Origin of the sequence: Saccharopolyspora sp. ASAGF58, assembly GCF_012277335.1 — a bacterium.
GTDB classification, from domain to species: Bacteria; Actinomycetota; Actinomycetes; order Mycobacteriales; family Pseudonocardiaceae; genus Saccharopolyspora; species Saccharopolyspora hattusasensis.
The window spans coordinates 6,092,709-6,110,567 of sequence record NZ_CP040605.1 but is presented as its reverse complement, the minus strand read 5'-3'; the positions used below and the strand labels follow the sequence as shown (position 1 = coordinate 6,110,567).

The 17,859-nt window shown below is 65.4% G+C and carries 16 protein-coding genes and 1 pseudogene; 8 read left to right on the top strand and 9 right to left on the bottom strand.

Going from position 1 to position 17,859, the window contains the following annotated elements; translation table 11 throughout:
- Positions 1-264: 264 nt before the first annotated feature.
- Both FDZ84_RS28485 and FDZ84_RS28480 read left to right on the top strand, forming a co-directional pair.
- Positions 265-591, top strand: a complete 327-nt coding sequence (locus FDZ84_RS28485) for a hypothetical protein (protein ID WP_168587652.1) — start codon at positions 265-267, stop codon at positions 589-591.
- Between the two features lie 89 nt (positions 592-680).
- On the top strand, positions 681-2,207 hold the full coding sequence (locus FDZ84_RS28480; protein WP_168588379.1) for an IS66 family transposase: 1,527 nt from the start codon (positions 681-683) through the stop codon (positions 2,205-2,207).
- A 301-nt stretch (positions 2,208-2,508) separates the two neighbouring features.
- Here FDZ84_RS28480 and FDZ84_RS28475 read toward each other — a convergent pair whose 3' ends face one another.
- Entirely contained in the window at positions 2,509-3,273 is a 765-nt protein-coding gene (locus FDZ84_RS28475; RefSeq protein ID WP_168588378.1) for a transposase family protein, read from the bottom strand.
- A gap of 387 nt (positions 3,274-3,660) precedes the next feature.
- On the opposite strand from FDZ84_RS28475, the gene FDZ84_RS28470 reads away from it, so the two are divergent.
- Positions 3,661-5,373: an IS1182 family transposase gene (locus FDZ84_RS28470; protein WP_246869243.1), complete on the top strand. Its 1,713-nt coding sequence runs from the start codon at positions 3,661-3,663 to the stop codon at positions 5,371-5,373.
- A 35-nt stretch (positions 5,374-5,408) separates the two neighbouring features.
- On the opposite strand, the gene FDZ84_RS28465 is transcribed toward FDZ84_RS28470, so the two are convergent.
- Together FDZ84_RS28465 and FDZ84_RS28460 are read right to left on the bottom strand one after the other, a co-directional pair.
- Entirely contained in the window at positions 5,409-7,709 is a 2,301-nt protein-coding gene (locus FDZ84_RS28465) for a LuxR C-terminal-related transcriptional regulator (protein ID WP_168588377.1), read from the bottom strand.
- 345 nt (positions 7,710-8,054) lie between these two features.
- Entirely contained in the window at positions 8,055-9,140 is a 1,086-nt protein-coding gene (locus FDZ84_RS28460) for an integrase core domain-containing protein (RefSeq protein WP_168588376.1), read from the bottom strand.
- A 70-nt stretch (positions 9,141-9,210) separates the two neighbouring features.
- Between FDZ84_RS28460 and FDZ84_RS40165 the strand changes: the two genes are divergently transcribed.
- Positions 9,211-9,534 (top strand): transposase, encoded by a 324-nt coding sequence (locus tag FDZ84_RS40165; protein WP_168590413.1) that lies wholly within the window; start codon positions 9,211-9,213, stop codon positions 9,532-9,534.
- A 19-nt stretch (positions 9,535-9,553) separates the two neighbouring features.
- Here FDZ84_RS40165 and FDZ84_RS39460 read toward each other — a convergent pair whose 3' ends face one another.
- Together FDZ84_RS39460 and FDZ84_RS28450 are read right to left on the bottom strand one after the other, a co-directional pair.
- Complete coding sequence (locus FDZ84_RS39460) at positions 9,554-10,171, bottom strand: site-specific integrase (RefSeq protein ID WP_246868492.1); 618 nt, start codon at positions 10,169-10,171, stop codon at positions 9,554-9,556.
- A gap of 124 nt (positions 10,172-10,295) precedes the next feature.
- A pseudogene (locus FDZ84_RS28450) lies at positions 10,296-11,078 on the bottom strand (IS256 family transposase); the annotation flags it as partial.
- On the opposite strand from FDZ84_RS28450, the gene FDZ84_RS38130 reads away from it, so the two are divergent.
- Positions 10,978-11,676 (top strand): bacterial transcriptional activator domain-containing protein, encoded by a 699-nt coding sequence (locus FDZ84_RS38130; RefSeq protein WP_246868491.1) that lies wholly within the window; start codon positions 10,978-10,980, stop codon positions 11,674-11,676. The pseudogene FDZ84_RS28450 and the gene FDZ84_RS38130 sit on opposite strands and share 101 nt — an antisense overlap.
- 155 nt (positions 11,677-11,831) lie before the next feature.
- Positions 11,832-12,221, top strand: a complete 390-nt coding sequence (locus FDZ84_RS28440; protein ID WP_168588375.1) for a hypothetical protein — start codon at positions 11,832-11,834, stop codon at positions 12,219-12,221.
- A gap of 147 nt (positions 12,222-12,368) precedes the next feature.
- On the opposite strand, the gene FDZ84_RS41115 is transcribed toward FDZ84_RS28440, so the two are convergent.
- Positions 12,369-12,743 (bottom strand): histone-like nucleoid-structuring protein Lsr2, encoded by a 375-nt coding sequence (locus FDZ84_RS41115; RefSeq protein WP_168588374.1) that lies wholly within the window; start codon positions 12,741-12,743, stop codon positions 12,369-12,371.
- 314 nt (positions 12,744-13,057) lie between these two features.
- Here FDZ84_RS41115 and FDZ84_RS28430 point away from each other — a divergent pair, with 314 nt between their 5' ends.
- The gene (locus FDZ84_RS28430; protein WP_168588373.1) at positions 13,058-13,399 is read left to right on the top strand and encodes an Lsr2 family protein; all 342 of its coding nucleotides are present in this window, start codon (positions 13,058-13,060) and stop codon (positions 13,397-13,399) included.
- 508 nt (positions 13,400-13,907) lie between these two features.
- Here the strand turns inward: FDZ84_RS28430 and FDZ84_RS28425 are convergent.
- Together FDZ84_RS28425 and FDZ84_RS28420 are read right to left on the bottom strand one after the other, a co-directional pair.
- A complete protein-coding gene (locus FDZ84_RS28425; protein WP_168588372.1) occupies positions 13,908-14,915 on the bottom strand; it encodes a DUF3644 domain-containing protein in 1,008 nt (335 codons plus the stop codon).
- A 436-nt stretch (positions 14,916-15,351) separates the two neighbouring features.
- A complete protein-coding gene (locus FDZ84_RS28420) occupies positions 15,352-16,185 on the bottom strand; it encodes an IS630 family transposase (protein WP_256413779.1) in 834 nt (277 codons plus the stop codon).
- On the opposite strand from FDZ84_RS28420, the gene FDZ84_RS40160 reads away from it, so the two are divergent.
- On the top strand, positions 16,092-16,649 hold the full coding sequence (locus FDZ84_RS40160) for a DNA/RNA helicase domain-containing protein (protein WP_210435770.1): 558 nt from the start codon (positions 16,092-16,094) through the stop codon (positions 16,647-16,649). The two genes, FDZ84_RS28420 and FDZ84_RS40160, sit on opposite strands and share 94 nt — an antisense overlap.
- A gap of 230 nt (positions 16,650-16,879) precedes the next feature.
- On the opposite strand, the gene FDZ84_RS28410 is transcribed toward FDZ84_RS40160, so the two are convergent.
- A complete protein-coding gene (locus FDZ84_RS28410) occupies positions 16,880-17,830 on the bottom strand; it encodes an electron transfer flavoprotein subunit alpha/FixB family protein (protein WP_168585067.1) in 951 nt (316 codons plus the stop codon).
- Positions 17,831-17,859: the final 29 nt, after the last annotated feature.

The following is a 17,859-nucleotide window of genomic DNA, read 5'->3' as shown; positions in this document are numbered from 1 at the left end:
GGCGGCGAAGCCGCCTCCATTGGTATTTCATGCCGCCGTTCTCCGATCCGGCGGTGCCTGCGGTGCGGGCTCATCCGGCTCGTGTCGTTCAGTTGTCAGGTCGTGTACCGCAGCGTCCAGTGCGCGAACAGGTTGGGTGACCGTTGCCGGACTCGTGTCAACCACGCCTGCGCTCTATCCTCGCTGCGTAAACATTCAGCGGGTTCGTGAGGGGTGAGCGGCCGGTCTCGCTGAAGGTGATCTTGGGTGGCTACGGTTGAAGGTATGGCTATCGAAGATGCTTGGGCTGTGGTCGACGCGCTCGCTGATCCGGAGACGCTGTATGTGTTCGGGGTGATCGCGGTGGGCGCGACACATGTGGGGATGAAGACTGAGCCGGGGACGCGGTCTATGCGGTATGTGACGACGTTCGGTGTGCAGCGCCAGACTTCGCTGTCGCGGGAGGTGGTGGAGTCGGCGGCCGCGCGGTTGAAGGCCGTGGGGTTGCTGGACGTCGTCGTCGATGAGGAACGTGGCTATGAAAGCTGGCGGGTGAGCGAGGCGGCGTTGGCGGCTGCGGCGGGCGAGGCGGTTCGGCAGGGTCGAGGCTGACCGGGTAGTCGAACCGGAGGGGGCCCTGCTGGTGTGTTGATCAGCGGTGGCGGCTGTAGTTTGATCTGGATGTGCCCGTTCCGGAGGAGATGTCGCGTGAGGAGTTGATCGCGCTTGTTGCCCACCGGGACTGTCAGCTCGCGGCGCGGGATGAGCGGATCGCTGCTCGGGATGAGCGGATCGCTGCGTTGTCGACACAGGTGGCGGGCCTGTTGGAGGCCAACGAGGAGTTGGCGGCGAAGCCGGCCCGGCTGGAGCACCTGCTGACCCGTAACTCGAGCAATTCCTCGATACCGCCGTCGAAGGATGACGACCCTGGCCGGATGCCGCCGGCGGTGAAGCCGGCACGGCGGGTTGGCGGGCCGAAGCGTGCGCGGGGTAAGCAGCCGGGGGCGCCGGGGGCGAACCTGGCCTGGGCCGACAATCCGGCCAAGCAGGTAGACCGGTTCCCGACCGGGCGTTGCGAGTGCGGCCATGACCTGGCCGGGGCCACCGATCTGGGGATCGTGGATCGCTATCAGCAGCACGAGATCCCGCTGATCAGCGTCACGGTGACGCAGTACGACCAGCATCAGGTGCGCTGCGGCTGCGGCCGGCTGCACACCGCCACCCGCCCCGAGGGCGCCCGCACCGGGTTGGTCGGGTACGGGCCGAATCTGCAAAGTTTCGCTGTCTATCTGATGGTGGTGCACTTCATCCCCGCCACGCGAGTGGTCGAGGTGCTCCAGTCGCTGACCGGCGCCACCCCCAGCGTCGGGTTCGTGCACGGCATGCTCGACCGCGCCGCAACACTGCTGGTTGAGGCGGACAAACGCATCCGCGCCCTGATCACCCTGGCCTACGCGGTCTGCGCCGATGAGACCCCGCTACGCGTCGGTGGCAAGACCCCGAAACCCGGGCGGAAGAAGGCCGACAAGTACCTGCTGGTGGCCTGCACCGAGCTCTACACCCACTACCTGCTCGGCAACCGTGACCTGGACACCTTCAAGGCGTTCGTGTTCAAGGACCTGATCGACTCGGTGGTGGTGCACGACCGCTACCACCTCTACGACTCCGCCGAGATCGGCGAGCTGACCCACCAACTGTGCGGCCAGCATCTCCTGCGTGATCTTGCTGATGCCGCCGAAACCTACTCCGACGCGCACTGGCCCACCCAGATCGCCGACGCGCTGCGCGGCCTGATCCACCACGCCAACCTCGCCCGCGACGCCGGCCGCCGCGCCCTCAACGACGCCGTCCGCGACAAGCTGATCAACAATTTCCGGGACGGGGTGAAGGTCGGGCTGTCCGACACCACCAGCCACGGCACCAAGCCCGGTGAGCGCAAGGCCAGGCTGCTACTGGAGGTCCTGCGCGACCGCGAGGACGACGTGCTGCGATTCGCCCACGACCTGCGCGTACCACCCACCTCCAACCAGGCCGAACGCGACCTGAGACCGGCCAAGATCCAGCAGAAGATCTCCGGGCGGCTCACCAGCGAAGCCCGCACCAAGGACCGCTACCTGATCCGCGGCTACCTCTCCACCGCTGCCAAGCACGGCCGCAACACGATGGACGCCCTGCGCGAAGCGATCCTCGGTCACCCGTGGATGCCGCCAGACCCCGCCCCAGCCTGACCCCGCACCCCCTCCGGCAACCCCGCGGCACCGCGGGCAATTCGGCATGCCCTCACGACCAGAAACCGCACCTCAAACCCGCCCCTGAATGTTTACCTCGCTGCGTTTCAGTCGCTTGTATTTCCACCTTGCCCAGCGCATCAGATGGCGATCGACGCGCTTACCGATCGGGATGACCGCGCTTGGGTAGAACGCGGTGAAGAACGCTCGTTTTCGTCCGGCGACCCGCCGACGGGGGCATTTCCCCAACGAGCAGGCCGCATTGAAAGTGCTCTATCTCGTGGAGCGTTATTCACGAGCGTTACCACCCAAGGCGGTAGAATTCGAGCGCTGCGATAATGCGGATGATGGTAGGCAGTTCGGCGAGGCGTCCCCGATAGCCGGTGGCGAGTATTTTCCAGTTCTTTACGTGGGCGATGCATCGCTCGACGGCAGACCGTATTGAGGAGATGGTCTTGTTGTTCGACTTGTCGTTTGTGGAGAGTTCACCGCCCTTGGGTTTCTTGCGTGGAGTGATCGCGTGAGTCCCTGGGTATGCGGGGTCGGCGATAGTAGGGGTGTCCGAGAGGCGATCTTCCCAACCGCACTCGTCGAATGCTTTGCGGTCATGCATCGAGCCGCGCATCGGCGCGGATATTCCCAACAGGTCACCATCGGTATCTGCTGCGATCTGGATGTTGAGGCCTGCGCGGCGGCGCTTGCCGGAGTAGTTGACCTCGTGACCAGCGCGGTTGCCGGTCGGGACATCGGTTCCGTCGACCAGGACGAGTCGGCCACGGATGGCATCCTTGAGATCTGGAATGTGCAGACATAATGCCTCCCCGATCAAGGGAAGAATCCCTCGATAGATCCGCGATACAGTCGGCTGGCTCAGACCGAATAAATCGCCGACAGCTGCCTGGTTTAAATTCTGTCGGACATACACCAAAGTGATCACGACAGCCCGATACAGTCCCACCGTCAGAGGCCACGGTTGCTTGCCGCGACACTGGACGATCTGCCAGATACGCACGACAAGCTCCTCGATCTGGTCAGCAGCAAGCCCTGTAGTAGACTGATAACGCAACGGCCCTACCTTTAAGTCGTCTTCTTTGGGAGAAAACGATCTTACCCGGTTGGGGTCGTTGCTCTATTTTGAGGTGATCACCCGCTGCCTGAATAACGCTCGTGGTGATTAAAAATCCACTCAAAAACCGTTACAATATCACCGGAAAAACGGTAGACCGAAAACAGCGTGTTGAACACGCTGGTCATGTATTATGGTGACCGGCTGCACCGTGCAGTCGTCCGAGATCTTGTGGGCGGTGTTCCTGTTTTGTGGTGGTGGGGGACCCTGCTGGCTAATTCGGCGAGGGGTTGGGTTTGGTGTCGCCGTGATCTGTTGATCTGGTGCATGATCTTTCTGCGGTCGACTTACCCGCTTCCTGGCCGCAGGATGGAGTGTGTGGTGTCTATGCAGCCCCGGCCGTGGCCGCGGATTCCGGAGGCGACCGTGCGTGCCGCGCGGGCGGCGGCGGGCACGAGCGAGTACCCGTTGGCGATGCGGGTCCGTGACGAGCTGGGTGAGCTGTTCAGCGATGCGGAGTTCATCGAGGCGTTCGGGGTGCGGGGGAAGCCTGGGTGGTCGCCGGGACGGTTGGCGCTGGTCACGGTGTTACAGATGGCGGAGAATCTGACCGATCGGGGTGCGGCCCACCGGGTCCGGTTCGGCATGGACTGGAAGTACGCGCTCGGGATGGAGCTGGACGATCCAGGGTTTGATGCGTCGGTGTTGTCGGAGTTCCGCACCCGGCTGGTCGCCCACGGGTTGGAGGAACGGGCGCTGGATCTGCTGCTGAAAGTGTTGCAGGACAAGGGATTGGTGGCCGCTGGCGGGAAGCAGCGCACCGATTCCACGCACGTGGTGGCGGCGGTGCGGGATCTCAACCGGCTGGAGCTGGCGGGTGAGTCGGTGCGGGCCGCGCTGGAGGCTCTCGCGGCCGCGGTGCCGCAGTGGCTGGCCGGGGCGATCGATGTGCCGGCGTGGGGACAGCGGTATGCCGCGCGGGTGGATTCCTGGCGGCTGCCCACCTCGGAGGCCAAACGCCGGGATCTGGCGGTGACTTACGGTACCGACGGATATGCGCTGCTGCGGGCGGTGTATTCCCCGAACGCCCCTGGCTGGTTGCGTGAGTTGCCTGCCGTGGAGGTGCTGCGGGTGGTGCTGCTGCAGAACTACACCCGCACGATCACCGGCAACGGACGGGAGGTGATCACACGGCGGGAGGCGGACACGGACGGTCTCCCGCCAGGGAGATGGCGCCTGACCTCGCCGTATGACACCGATGCCCGCTGGGGCGGCAAACGCGACACCTTCTGCAACGGCTACAAGGTGCACTTCAGCGAGACCTGCCGGCGCCCCGGCACCCAGCCGGAGCCGGCCGATGCCACCGTGCCACGACCCAACCTGATCACGAACGTGGCGACCACGGACGCGAGTGTCCCGGACGTGGCCATGACCGAACCGATCCACCAGGCACTGGATCGTCGTGGCCTGCTGCCCGGCGAGCACTACCTGGACTCCGGCTACCCCTCGGCCGAGCTGATCGTCAGTTCCGCGACCGATTTCGGTGTCACGTTGATCACCCCGCTGCTGGCCGACCACTCACCGCAGGCCCGGGCCGGCGCCGGGTTCGACCGCACCCGCTTCACCATCGATTTCGACCGCGAGCAGGCCACCTGCCCGCAAGGCCAGACCAGCTCCACCTGGAACCCGGCCACCCAGCGCGGCACCGACACGATCGTGATCACCTTCGCGACCGCGACCTGCGGGCCCTGTCCGGTCCGCGAGCAGTGCACCACCTCCCAGACCCGGCGCCGGCAAATCACCGTGCACCCGCGGGCCGTCCACGAGGCTCAACGCGCTGCCCGCGCCGACCAGGAAACCAAGGACTGGCAAGCCGAATACGCGCTGCGGGCCGGGGTCGAGGGCACCATCCGCCAAGGCATCGCGGTCACCGACCTGCGCCACGCCCGTTACCGCGGACTGGCCAAAACCCACCTGCAACACGTGTTCTCCGCGGTCGCACTCAACCTGATCCGCCTCGATGCCTGGTGGAACGGCCACCCCCTCGACCGAACCCGCACCAGCCATCTCACCCGCCTCGAACACGCCCTCGCAGCATGATCAGGAATTAACCAGCAGGGTCGTGGGGTGGTAGCTCAGTCGGTGTTGTGTTGGTGGGTGGTCCAGGTGGCGATTTGGGTGCGGGAGGTGAAGCCGAGTTTGGTGAGGATGTGTTCGACGTGGGCTTCGGCGGTACGGGGGGAGATGACGAGGGTGGTGGCGATGTCTTTGTTGGTCAGGCCCTGGGCGATGAGTTGGGCGACTTCGCGTTCGCGTCGGGTTAGCTGCGGCGCTGCGGACGGGGCGGTGGTCGGTTGGCTGGCCGGGTTTTCGCCGAGTGCGTAGGCCACGGCTTCTTCGAGGGAGAGGTGTTGGCCGTGTTGGAACGCGGCGTTGTAGGCGGGGTCGCCGAGGGTATCGCGGACCTGGGCCTGGCATTGGTTGCTCCACTCGCGCATAGCCTCCCAACCGGTCAGCGATCCGCCGATCTGCTGCCAGAACGCGTCGGTGATGCCGAACATGACGGCGGCCCGCTCGGCGTCACCCTCGGTTACGGCCACCCAGCTCAGCGTCTCGACACACCACGGGGTGCCCAGTTGGTCGTGCAGGGCGTGTTTGAGCCGGAGTGCCTGTTTCGCATGCGTGACCACCTGCGGCAGATCGCGCTGGCGCCAATGACAGAAGGCCAGATTCCACAGGCCCCATGCCCTGGCCCACTGTTCACCTCTGGATTGGCAGAGGTCGATGCACTCCTGGCACAGCGCGATCCCACGCTCGAGGTCGCCGAACTGGGCGACCATTGAGCCAAGCATGCACAACGTCATCGCCATCAATGAGTCTTCCGCGCCGGCGTGTCCGTAGTGAGCCAGTGCCCGTTCCAATGTTGTCCTTGCCGTTGGTAGGTCGTCGTCACCGATCCATTTGATCGCCCCGATGAACTCCAGCGCGCGCCCTAAAGCGGTCTCGTCGTTGAACTCGCGGGCCAGCTCGACGCATTCGGCCAGGACCGTGCGAGAGCGCGCGAGGTCGCCTTGACAGAAAGTAATGAAGCCGGCAGCCCACAGTGCGGTGGTCCGCTCCGGGCTAGGCTGCGTGTCGGCGGCCAGCACCCGCTCCAGCCACCACCGGCCATCCCGGAGTGCGCACACCATCCAGTACCAGTACAGCGCGCCGGCCATCCGCAGCCCGCAGCGAGCCTGGCAGGGTTCGGTCAGGCAGAACTCCAACGCCACCCGCATGTTGGGCTGCTCGGCACCGAAACGCTCAAGCCACTGCACCTGATGGGAGCCAAACCAGTCCGCCTCGGCGTGTTCGGCCAGAAGCAAGTAGTGGTCCCGATGCCGCCGACGGAGAGTTTTTTCTTTTTCCCCACCGAGTTGTTCGCTGCCGTACTGGCGGATCGTGTCCAACATCCGATACCGCACGAGCGGCCCCTGCTCACGCTTGATCACCAGGGATTTGTCGACCAAACCCGCCAGCGCGGTGAGCACGTACTCGGCCAGCACTCCCTCACCGGCACACACCTGCTCGGCAGCGGCCAGGTCGAACCCGGCCGGAAACACCGACAACCGGGCCCACATCGTGCGCTCCAGCTCCGTGCACAGCCCAAAGCTCCACTCCACCGCAGCCCGCAACGTCTGGTGCCGCGTCGGCCCCGCCCGATCACCGTGGGTCAACAACAAGAAACGGTCCTGCAACCGGCCCACGATTTGCTCCACGCTCAGCGTCCGCAGCTGCACCGCCGCCAGCTCGAGCGCCAACGGCAATCCATCCAGCTGCCGACACAACCGGACCACCGCGGCTACATTGTCCTCGGTCACCGCGAACCCGGGCACCGAATCCGCCGCCCGCTGCTCGAACAACACCACCGCCTCAGAGCCAATAGCCTCCCGCAGGGGTGAGCCCTCGGGTGGCACCGCCAACGGTGCCACCGGCCACACTCGCTCACCGGTGACCCCCAACGGCGCCCGACTCGTGGCCAACACCCGCAACCGAGGCGCGGCCCGCAACAACGTGGCCACCAAGCGTGCGCAGGAATCCAACAGGTGCTCGCAGTTGTCCAGTACCAGCACCAACCGCTTGTCGGCCAGATGGTCCACCAACACCGTTACCGGGTCCCGCGTCGACGTATCGGATACCCCCAACGCCGCCACGACCGTCTCCTCCAGCAAGCCCGGATCCCGCAACGCGGCTAGATCCACCAACCACACCCCGTCGGCAAACACCCGACGCAACTCGCCCGCCACATGCAAAGCCAACCGCGTCTTGCCGGTCCCACCCACCCCAGTCAGCGTCACCAGCCGATGAGATCCCAGCGCACCCTTCACTTCGGCCGTCGCCTGCCGGCGGCCCACAAACTCGGTCAACGCAGCCGGTATACGGGCCACACTCACCATCGCGCCCCCCCTCGGGCGCCCTCTACACCGCCGATCGGATCATCGACGTTACTCCGTTCACGCCTGATAATCGTACTGCAGATACACAACTCCTATCGGGCCACTGCGATGGCCCGATGGCGAAGGTCTCCCACCTCCACTCAAACCTAGTGAGGTCGGCTCGGAGCGCCCTGCCAGCGTTACCGCTGGTGGGTTTCTCCGAGCCGCCTCCCGCACCCGGCGTGCACCTCTCAGCGCACCGGGCGCTCCGCAGGCCCAAGAGGGTCGGTGGTTGTCCTCATGCGGAGCTCGGCCAGGGTTTCGGGATGCGTGTTCCTGTGCCGCTCGAAAAGTCATCGCCGCACGTCAGGCTGCGTAGCGGTACTCGTTGACCACGCCGCCGAGGACCCGGGTGCGCAGGACCCGGCGGGCGTCGAGGTCATGCACGGCAACGGGGTGGTCGTGAGCGTCGGGCGGTAGCTGGTTGCGGGCCTGGTGGGGCCGGTGCCCGTTGTAGTGCCGCTGGTAGGCGGCAAGCACACGCTGGGCATGGAACTCGTTCAGGACCAGGACGTGGTCGAGGACTTCGCGCCTGAGACTGCCGATGACCCGTTCGCAGTGAGCGTTCATCCGCGGTGCCCGCGGGGCGCTCTTGAGGATCTCCACGTCCTCGGCTTCGAAGACGGCGTCGAAGGCGCGGGAGTACTTCCCGTCGCGGTCGCGCAGCAGAAAGCGCAAGGACCCGAAACGGATGCCCAGGTCGGCGGCGAGATTCCGGGCCCGCTGCACGGCCCACTGCCGGGTCGGATGGGCGGTGACGCCGGTGATGTGCAGCCGCCGCGTGCCGTGCTCGAGGAACGCCAGCGCGTACAGCCACCTGCCCAGCACAGCGTCGACGTGCAGGAAGTCTGCCGCGATGATGCCCTCGGCCTGCGCGGTGAGGAACTCGCGCCAGGTTGGGCCGGAGCGACGCGGGGCCGGGTCGATGCCCGCCGCATTGAGGATTTCCCATACCGTGGATGCGGCGATCGGGTGCCCAAGACGGGCCAGCTCCCCCTGGATCCGCCTGTGCCCCCACCTCGCGTTCTCTCGAGCGAGCTGCAGGATCAGCTTCTTGAGCACCGCCTTGGTCGGCGGGCGTCCGGTGCGGTCGCGGCGCTCGGTGTAGTCCCACTTCGCGGCGATGAATCTGCGGTGCCAGGCGAGCAGGGTTCCCGGGGTGACGGGGAAGACCTCGCGCCAGCGCCGCCGGGGTATCAGCGCGGACAGGGCGGCGAACCAGAACCGGTCCGCCGGTTCGTAGCGGACCGGACCCTTGAGTTGGCGGCGTAGCACCGCGTTCTCGTGCCGCAGTACGAGTAACTCCGCGTCCCTGGCAGTGTCGCGGCGCAGCAGCACCGCCGTGGCGGACAGCAGCTTCCGGGTCACCTGGTACAGCAGCGACACGATCATCCGGACATGATGCCAGCCGAGGAAGCATTATCACTCTCAGCTGCGGCGATGACTTTCCGAGAAGCACAGCATCCAGGCTAAGACCAACGCTCTCACCAGCGACGTTATCCACACCCGTGCGCGGGTCCTGCGCGACCGCGAGCCCGACGTGCTGCGCTTCGCCCACGATCTGAAGGTGCCGCCCACCTCCAACCAGGCCGAACGCGACCTACGGCCCAGCAAAGTGCAACAGAACATCTCCGGGCGACTGACCAGCGAGAAACGCACCACCGACCGCTACCGAATCCGCGGATACCTCTCCACCGCGGTCAAACACGGTCGCAACGCCATGGACGTCTTGCGCGAGGCCATCATCGGACGGCCCTGGGTACCACCCGATCCTGCCCCGGCCTGACCACCCATCACATGACTGATCACCCGACCGACACCACCATCGTCGGGCACAACGCCACGTCACAACCGCCCACCCTCAGCACACCAGCTGAATGTTTGCGGCGGGCAGGCGCCCTCTGCTTGAGCTCCATCGGATTGTGATGGGCATGAGTGCGACCACCCCGTCCCCGCCGGGCCAGCGGAAACGGGTTGACCATCGGCCCGCTACCGGCATCCCGATGGAAATCGTAAAAACCCCGCAAGACGCTCTCACTATGTGCTTTCGTCGCCGCCGCATACTTCCGGCCCGGCGATGTCTTGCCGGTCACCGAGTTCGGTTTCCCTTGCACCACAACGGATTCCGCCACGACAGCATCCGCCGACCGACCGGACCGATGCCCGTGCGAACCCCCCGGTTTATCGACCAACTGGATCCAGCAACAGAAATCGCGGGCCTCAACCTGGGTCGCTTGATCCCAGGACACCCCCACCGCCCACAAGAACCGGAACCACCGCAGCAAAGCCATCGCATACGACCGCTGCGTGCTCACCGCCCGCCCACACGCCCGCAGATCCTTCAGGAACTCCGCAACCGGCACCAACACCGCACCATGCGGATCAAGCAGCCGCCACGGCTCCCACACATCGCCGGTCTCCATCAACGAGCCCGCCGACGGCACGACCAACCCCGCCAGATCCCTCGGCTGTCCCTCGGACACGATCATGGCGCAGGACCGTAGCAACATACCCCCTGAACTGCAAAAACACCCCCACTAGTTCAGTCAATAGATGAACGATGCACGTCTGCACGATCGTCTGCGGCCACACCTGCGCGATGGCGTCGGGCAGGCCCTTCAGCCCGTCGCAGACCACGATGCAGCAGTCGGCGGTACCCCTGTTCTTGATCTCGGATAACACCCGCAGCCAGTACTTGGCGCCCTCCCCGTCGCCGTGCTCGCCGGCCCACAGCCCAAGGACGTCGCGGGTGCCGTCCACGGTCACCGCGAGCGCGACGTAGATCGGCCGGTTGGCCACGTTACCCTCGCGGATCTTGACGTGAATGCAGTCGATGAAGATCACCGGATAGACCGGGTCCAACGGCCGGTTCTGCCACTCGGCCATCCCGTCCATCACCCGGTCGGTGATCGTGGAGATCGTCTGCTTGGACACCTCGGCCCCGTAGATCTCGGCCAGGTGAGCCGAGATCTCGCCGTGTGTCAACCCCTTGGCGGACAACGAGATCACCAAATCGTCCACCCCGGACAGGCGGCGCTGCCGCTTCTTCACGATCGCCGGCTCGAAACTCCCGTCACGATCCCGCGGCACGCTGATTCCCACCGGACCGGCCTCGGTCAGCACCGTCTTGGCCCGTGTGCCGTTACGCGAGTTGCCGCCGTCGCGGCCAACCGGGTCGTGCTTGCCGTAGCCGAGATGATCATCCATCTCGCCGGCTAGCGCGGCCTCGGTGACCAGCTTGGTCAGCCGGCCCAGCAGCCCACCCTCACCAGTCAGCCGCAGCCCTTCAGCACGGGCCCGATCGGCCAGCTGCTGGATCTGCTCATCCATCACCGCCAGGTCTGCCGCGGCGGCCTCGCTGGCCTGCTCGGTCTTCACCTCAGTCACTGGTGCCTCCTACATCTCAGGAGTTACACCGTTAAACAACCCTGATCGCGTCGACGTCGACTACCACCACTTCGCCCACGCCGAATCCGAGAGCCGCCGTGCACACAGCACGACGCAACGACTCACCGTGCTACGCGAGATCGTGGATGCCTACCGGGGCGAGCTGGGTGCGGGCATCGACTCCGAATGGATCCACACCGTGCGGCACGCCGCGCAACGCACCGCCATCAATGCCATCAGCGAACTCGCCCGCCACCACGCCGCCGACGACCCCCGGCACACCCTGGAACTACTGGAAACCGCCACCGGGTTCGACCCCTACAACGAACATCTCTACCGCGACATCATGCGACTGCAAGACCGTCTCGGCATCCACGACGGCATCCCCCGCACCCTCGCGCTCCTCGAAGTGCGGCTGCGGGACATCGACTGCAAACCCGCACCAGAAACCCAGACCCTGGCCAGCGCGCTGCAACACCGCCACGCCCAGCACGTGCATATATCACTGGCCCCTACGAATCCAATGTCACCAAGGAGGTAACAGAAATGTCCTCAGTAGACCGTTCGCGGCTTCACACACCACCGGCACAACAACTGCGTGCCCCTGGCCCACGGCTGAACCGGGCGCCGGCACCGCCGTGTCCCTCACCTGCCGACCGTACCCGGCTCACCTGCACCCTGGGTCCCCCGCCGCCCATGCGCATGCCCCGCAACACCGGCGGCATCGTCATCACCTCCACCGACCGAGACCCCCACCAGGCCCTCACCGGCTTCACCGGGGCCTGGAAGCCGAACCTCAGCCCCGCCACCCTCCCCACGGGAACCGTTGTCCTGCAACTCCTTCCCCCCGCCGACGGCGACGACCCCGACCTGGTCGACGTCTGGCTGTGGCTCACCCGTCACGGACGCTGGCTGATGCTAAGCTGCTGGAAGAACGCAGGCCCAGGCTGGACCTACCGCGCCGCGCCACTGATCCACGCCGCCCTGCCCGCACCACCTGCCAGCGCAGCACCACAGGCCGGCGCAGCACCCCAGAACACCGCAAGCTCACCACGACTGCGCGCCCTGCCGTCCCGACGCACATAAAGCCCGTCGCCATGATGAACCCGGCCAGCGCTGCCGACGGTCAGCCCGCCCCCATATGTGGCGAGGGGCGCTCTGACCGTCGGCACAACAAGTCCACGTGGCTCCGGCAGCGCCCTGCACGGCCAGCAGGCCAGCCTGCCGGAGCTGCTAGATCGATGAAAACTGCGGAGGCGCCAACTCAGGGGCACGCACGGGATTCCGCGGCCATTTCCTGGCGTGCGGTTCGACCACCTTCTCCGCGATCTCAGCCGGGGGCTTGGGATCGGTGTGGTCTGTCTGCTCCGAGGCAGGCTTGTGGCTAAGGTGCTCACGGGTACGCTGGGCTGCCTGTCGAATCTGCGCTGTCAGGCCCCTGTTGGTCTCGCGGACCCGGCGTTGATCACGCTCGGTGCGCCGGTTCCCGCGGTGAGCCGGTTCCCGACGTGCGTGGGTGATGTAGCGCTGAAGCAGGGCCCAAAGGTGGTGCGCCTGGTGGGCGTTGAGGTCGATCTCATAGACCACCCCGTCCACAGAGAACGTCATGGTCGCTCGGCGGGTGTGCCGTCGATGTCATCGACGAACTCGACCACGGTCTTTTCAGCCACAGCACCATCCACATATCAAGTCCAGAGATCCATTACAGGGGCCCTGAAGTCAGCACGTACTCCTTGCCGCGAAAGCATAGAACACCGCCGCCCGCGACAGCCAGCACCTGGGACACTTCCGGAGAATGCCGTGACCGTAATCCACCCGGACGCGGCGGCGGTCCGTGGGTTTTATCTCGGGCGGTTGCCCTACAATCCGTTTCCGTACCGGCGTCCGGCATTTCACGATACCGGACAAACGAAAGGAACTACATGGCTCAGAAAGTCACCGTTGCGCTCGTCGACGACATCGACGGCACGCCCGCTGAGACCAGCGTCGAGTTCAGCCTGGATGGAGTCAGCTACACGATCGACCTGTCACAGGACAACGCCACTGAACTTCGGGACGCGCTCACACCCTATGTGTCTCATGCCCGCCGGACCGGAGGGCGAAAGCGCGCGACCATCAAGCCCGCCAAAGCCGCCGCGCCGCAAGTCCCGGACAAAGAACGCAATCTGGCCATTCGCACGTGGGCTCGCGAAGAAGGTTGGCAGGTGTCCGACCGGGGCCGTATCCCCGCGGAGATCGTTGAGGCTTACGACAACGCTCGATAATCGAAGGCGGGGCCGCCGACCGGCAGGTCCGCGGCCCCGCCCCGCACCACTCGGTCCACGGCGGGCCGCGGGGCCTGCGCCGGGGATATGGGGGTGCATCGGGAGGATCACCAGGGGGATCCGCAGGAGGCGGCGCTTAGACGACCACCCCCTCGGGCGGCGGTCCCGCGCTGCGGAGCGTGCCTTACCGGGGATCCGCGGGTATCCCCGACTGGCCTGGCCACAGGCCGGGAGAAACATCGAGGCGGGCAGCATGCCAGGCATCACGTCAGGACACTCCCACCACGCCACTCACTGCCCGTCCGTCTCAAGAGCGCATCGTCGGTCTAAGTGCGATCCCCGGCCGACGAACGACCTCTCGTATGAACGCCCGTGTCGAAATCGAGGAATTCCATCCGCTCTCGGAACCAAAGCCTATCGACGGGATCAGCGCTCGCCTCAAGAACGAGGCTGACGCATTGCGGGTCGATGTCCGCTCACCACGCGCCGGCGCGCCCGAAGAAACTTGCTACTTCTTGGCGGATTGTCCCCTTCTGTGCGCCTCGTAATCGGCACGCACCTGCTCGTAGTGCTCGTCCGAGAGCGACGCGAGGTAAGTGATCGCATCGCCCGACCAGACGTGCGAGACACCGTTGCTGTGCTTCCAGGCGTACTTCGTGTTCTCTCGCAGTAACTCCTTCCAGCAGATCGCCTGGTAGTCATACGTCGTCAGCTTCCGACCATTACGCTTCTCGTTTACCTTGTTGAGCAGCTCGGTCATGTTGTATGGATGCGTCTGGTTCGGATCGGTCTTGCGCACAACCACTTGACCATCGGCAGTGGGTGAGACAGCGACGATGAGGTCGGCGCTTGTCATCGTCTTCACCGACTGCATGTTGATGTCGTAGACCGTCGCCACTCTCGCCATGTCACTTCCAGATTCCTCTGCCTCATCCATCAAGCGGCGCAGCTCGTCGATGAACTGCTGTACCTCGGCGACCATCGTCGCGTTCTTGTCGATGCGCATGAACTGCACGGCGTCGGCCGGTGCTGTCGCTCCGAGCGGCAAGAGCTGCCAGGTCATTGAGTCGGCCAAGTCCTTCTTGAACCTGGCCAGCATGAAGTCCCGGTAGTTCAACACATTCTGTTGGAGGAATGGGTAGATGGCAGCACCCAGCCCCTGTGCGTTATACAAGTGAATCGCCCGGTCGCGGTACTCTGCGAGTGCCTTTACGTTGGCAGTCACTGCCCGTCCGTCGATGCCTGACGGCCAGAGTTTGTTCGCAGCGACTCGTCCGAGCGCGTCGTCGAGTCCAATCGAGCGGTACTTCTCACCCCGCTGCTTCCGGTAAAAGATCGAAAGGTCCTCCTGGCGCAGCGTTGCCTTGAGCGCCAGCTCCCAGGCGTTCACGACCAGCATCACCGTGACCTCGTCGCGGTAGGTCATCTGCGGCTTGTTGTAGATCTCGACCGCAGACAGCATCGCCGCCAGCGAGTTGTCCGCCAGCCGCCTGATCGAGACGTACGGCGCGCCCATCCCTGTTACCTCTCAACCTTGCCAGTCTCAGCTACCGCTGATCGCTCGGGTTCCTGCACCCACCGTAGGGCAGGTGACGGACATGGCGCCGTAGTTTCGGCACATGGGTGAGTCCTGGGGATCGGACGAGCATGAACGACGAGCGTTGCAGCACAATCGGTCCCGCGGTGACACCCTGCGGAGTTCACCGTTCGACGAATGCTTCACGACCCCGATCACCTGGACCCGCACATGATCCACTACCCGCCCGGACCGCGATTACGGGCCAACCTTTAGGCGTCCCAGATGGACTCCAGGCGGGACAGGCGGGACAGGCGGGATAGCAAAAGCCCCGTGCCTCAACCAATTTCGGGAAGCACAAGGCGGGTGGATAGTGTGCAAGTCCCCCCTCGGACACGGTTTCTACCCCAGGTCAAGGCCTTGACATGGGGTTACTTCAGATCGACGAACTTATTGATCCGGGTGGCAAATGTGTGATGTCAGGCGGCGTCTCGATCGCCTCAGCGTGCTTGGTGATCCATTGCTGGATGGTCTTGCGGCGGTGGACGGGGTGTCCGTCGACGATCAGGTGGACCTTGCGGTCCAGATGGCGGGTCAGCCGGTCCAGGAACCGCAGGAACACCTTGCCGTTGAACGAGCCGGTGTAGACGGTGAAGTACAGCTCGCCTTTGTTCCCGATCGCGCACATCGCGTTCACGCTGAACCGTTTGCCCGTTTTGCCCACCACCGGCGTCTGGCCCGCCGGTGCCCAGGTGCGGGCCACGGTGGCGTCGGAGCGGATCCCGGTCTGGTCCAGCCACAGGATCAGTGCGCCCTCGCGGCGGGCGCGGGCGGCGATGGCCGGGTAGTCCTCCTCCAGCCATCGGCGTACGGACTCGGGGTCCTGTTCGTAGGCCTTGCGGATCGGTTTCTGCGGCGACAATCCCCAGGAACGCAGGTAGTTGCCGACGGTGCGCAGGTTCAACACGATGCCATGGCGCACCCGGATCAGCTCGGCCACCGTCTTGCGGGTCCACACCAGGCCGGTCAGCCCGAACGTGGCCGGGGTGTGCTCGGCCACCGCATACCGCAGCTTGCGCTGCCGGCGGGCACTCAACGCTTTCTGCTCGCCGGGTTTGCGACCCCGGCGACGCCCGGTGAGACCCTTCGAGCCACGTTTCCGCCACGCCTGCACCCATCTGGACACCGACTGCGGGGCCACCGCGAACACCCGGGCCGCCTCGACCTGACTCATCCCACCATGAACAGCAGCGACCACCCTACGCCGCAAATCCTCCTGCGCCTCAGGCGACAACCTCCGCGCGTCCCGCACACCAGCGATCACGCCAGAACAACGAAGATCACACCTATAAGTTCCCGATCAATATCAACGTCGCATCGGTACCCGTGTTTCTTCTCGACGAGCACCAGATCGTGCGCCCAGGAGAAATGGGGTCGCTGGAAGCGATCACCACATCGGCCAAGGCGAAGGGCTGCGAAGTCGAGGTCATGCGCCTGGAAGGCCAGTTCCGCTGTGGTGGCTCCGCGGCGTTCGACATCTGGGTGTCACGGCTGCTGGGACTCGAACAGGCCGCACCGACGGAATGGAGCCGGGTCGCTTCGCCCGTCGACGACGACTTCGTCGTCACCAACGCCGTTGGCAGTTCGTTACGAGGCCACAGTGGTCGTCGCGGCGATCAACGAATGGCTCTGACATATGAAACAGGCCCTAGCTACGGGTGTGGGGCGTGGTGATCGCTGCGTTCCGAGGTGGACCGTGCGCGTTTTTCGGTGCTATAGCGCCCGAAAACGCTCACGACACTCGTGCTGGCGGGCGGGTGCGTACCGAGGAACTCCCGTGGGCCAGGCCCGGTGCCCGGCACTCCCGTGATTTTGAGGACGTGATCGCCTGCACCCGTTGAGTCCCGAGGAGTCGCGCGAGATGCCGAAAGGGGCCCGCCTTCTGCGTCAGATCAGCTCGGGGCTCAGCCCTTGCGCTTGGTGATTTCCTCGGTGAGCTGCGGGGCGACCTTGAACAAGTCACCCACGACGCCGAAGTCGGCGATCTCGAAGATCGGGGCCTCGGGATCCTTGTTCACCGCGACGATCGTCTTGGCGGTCTGCATACCGGCCCGGTGCTGGATCGCACCGGAAATGCCCAGCGCGATGTACAGCTGCGGGGACACGGTCTTACCGGTCTGCCCGACCTGGAACTGGTGCGGGTAGTAGCCGGAGTCCACCGCCGCACGCGAGGCACCCACCGCGGCACCCAAACTATCGGCCAGCTTCTCCACAACCTCGAACGACTCCGCCGAACCGACACCACGGCCACCGGAGACCACGATCGAGGCCTCGGTGAGCTCCGGGCGGTCCCCGGCCTCAGCAGGCTGCCGACCCGTGATCCTCGCACCCGTAGCGGCCGGAACCTCCACCGACACGACCACAGCCGCGCCCGCGGCCTGCTCGGGCTCGATCGCACCCGGCAGCACCGTGACGACCGGCGTGCCCTTGGTGACCTTCGCCTTGGCGTCGTAGGCGCCACCGAACAGCGAGTGCGCCCCCACACCGTCGGCGTCGAGGCCCACGACCTCCGACAGCAAACCCGAACCGATGCGAATCGCCAGCCGACCGGCGATCTCCTTGCCATCGATCGACGCCGATACCAGCACCGCCGCCGGGCCGGCGCTGCCAACCAGGCTGGCCAGCACGCCCACCTGCGGGGTCACCAGGAACTCCGAGGCCTCCGCGGACTCCGCCGCATACACCTTCGCCGCACCGTAAGCCGCGAGGCTCTCGGCGAGCTTGCCGGTGGTGCCCGGCCCGCCCACCACGACCGCGGACGGCTCACCCAACCGACGCGCCGCCGTCAGCAGCTCGTACGTGACCTTCTTGACCTCGCCGTCCACATGATCGACGAGGACCAGAACCTCAGCCATGAATCAATGCCTCCTCGAAAAACCGTGAA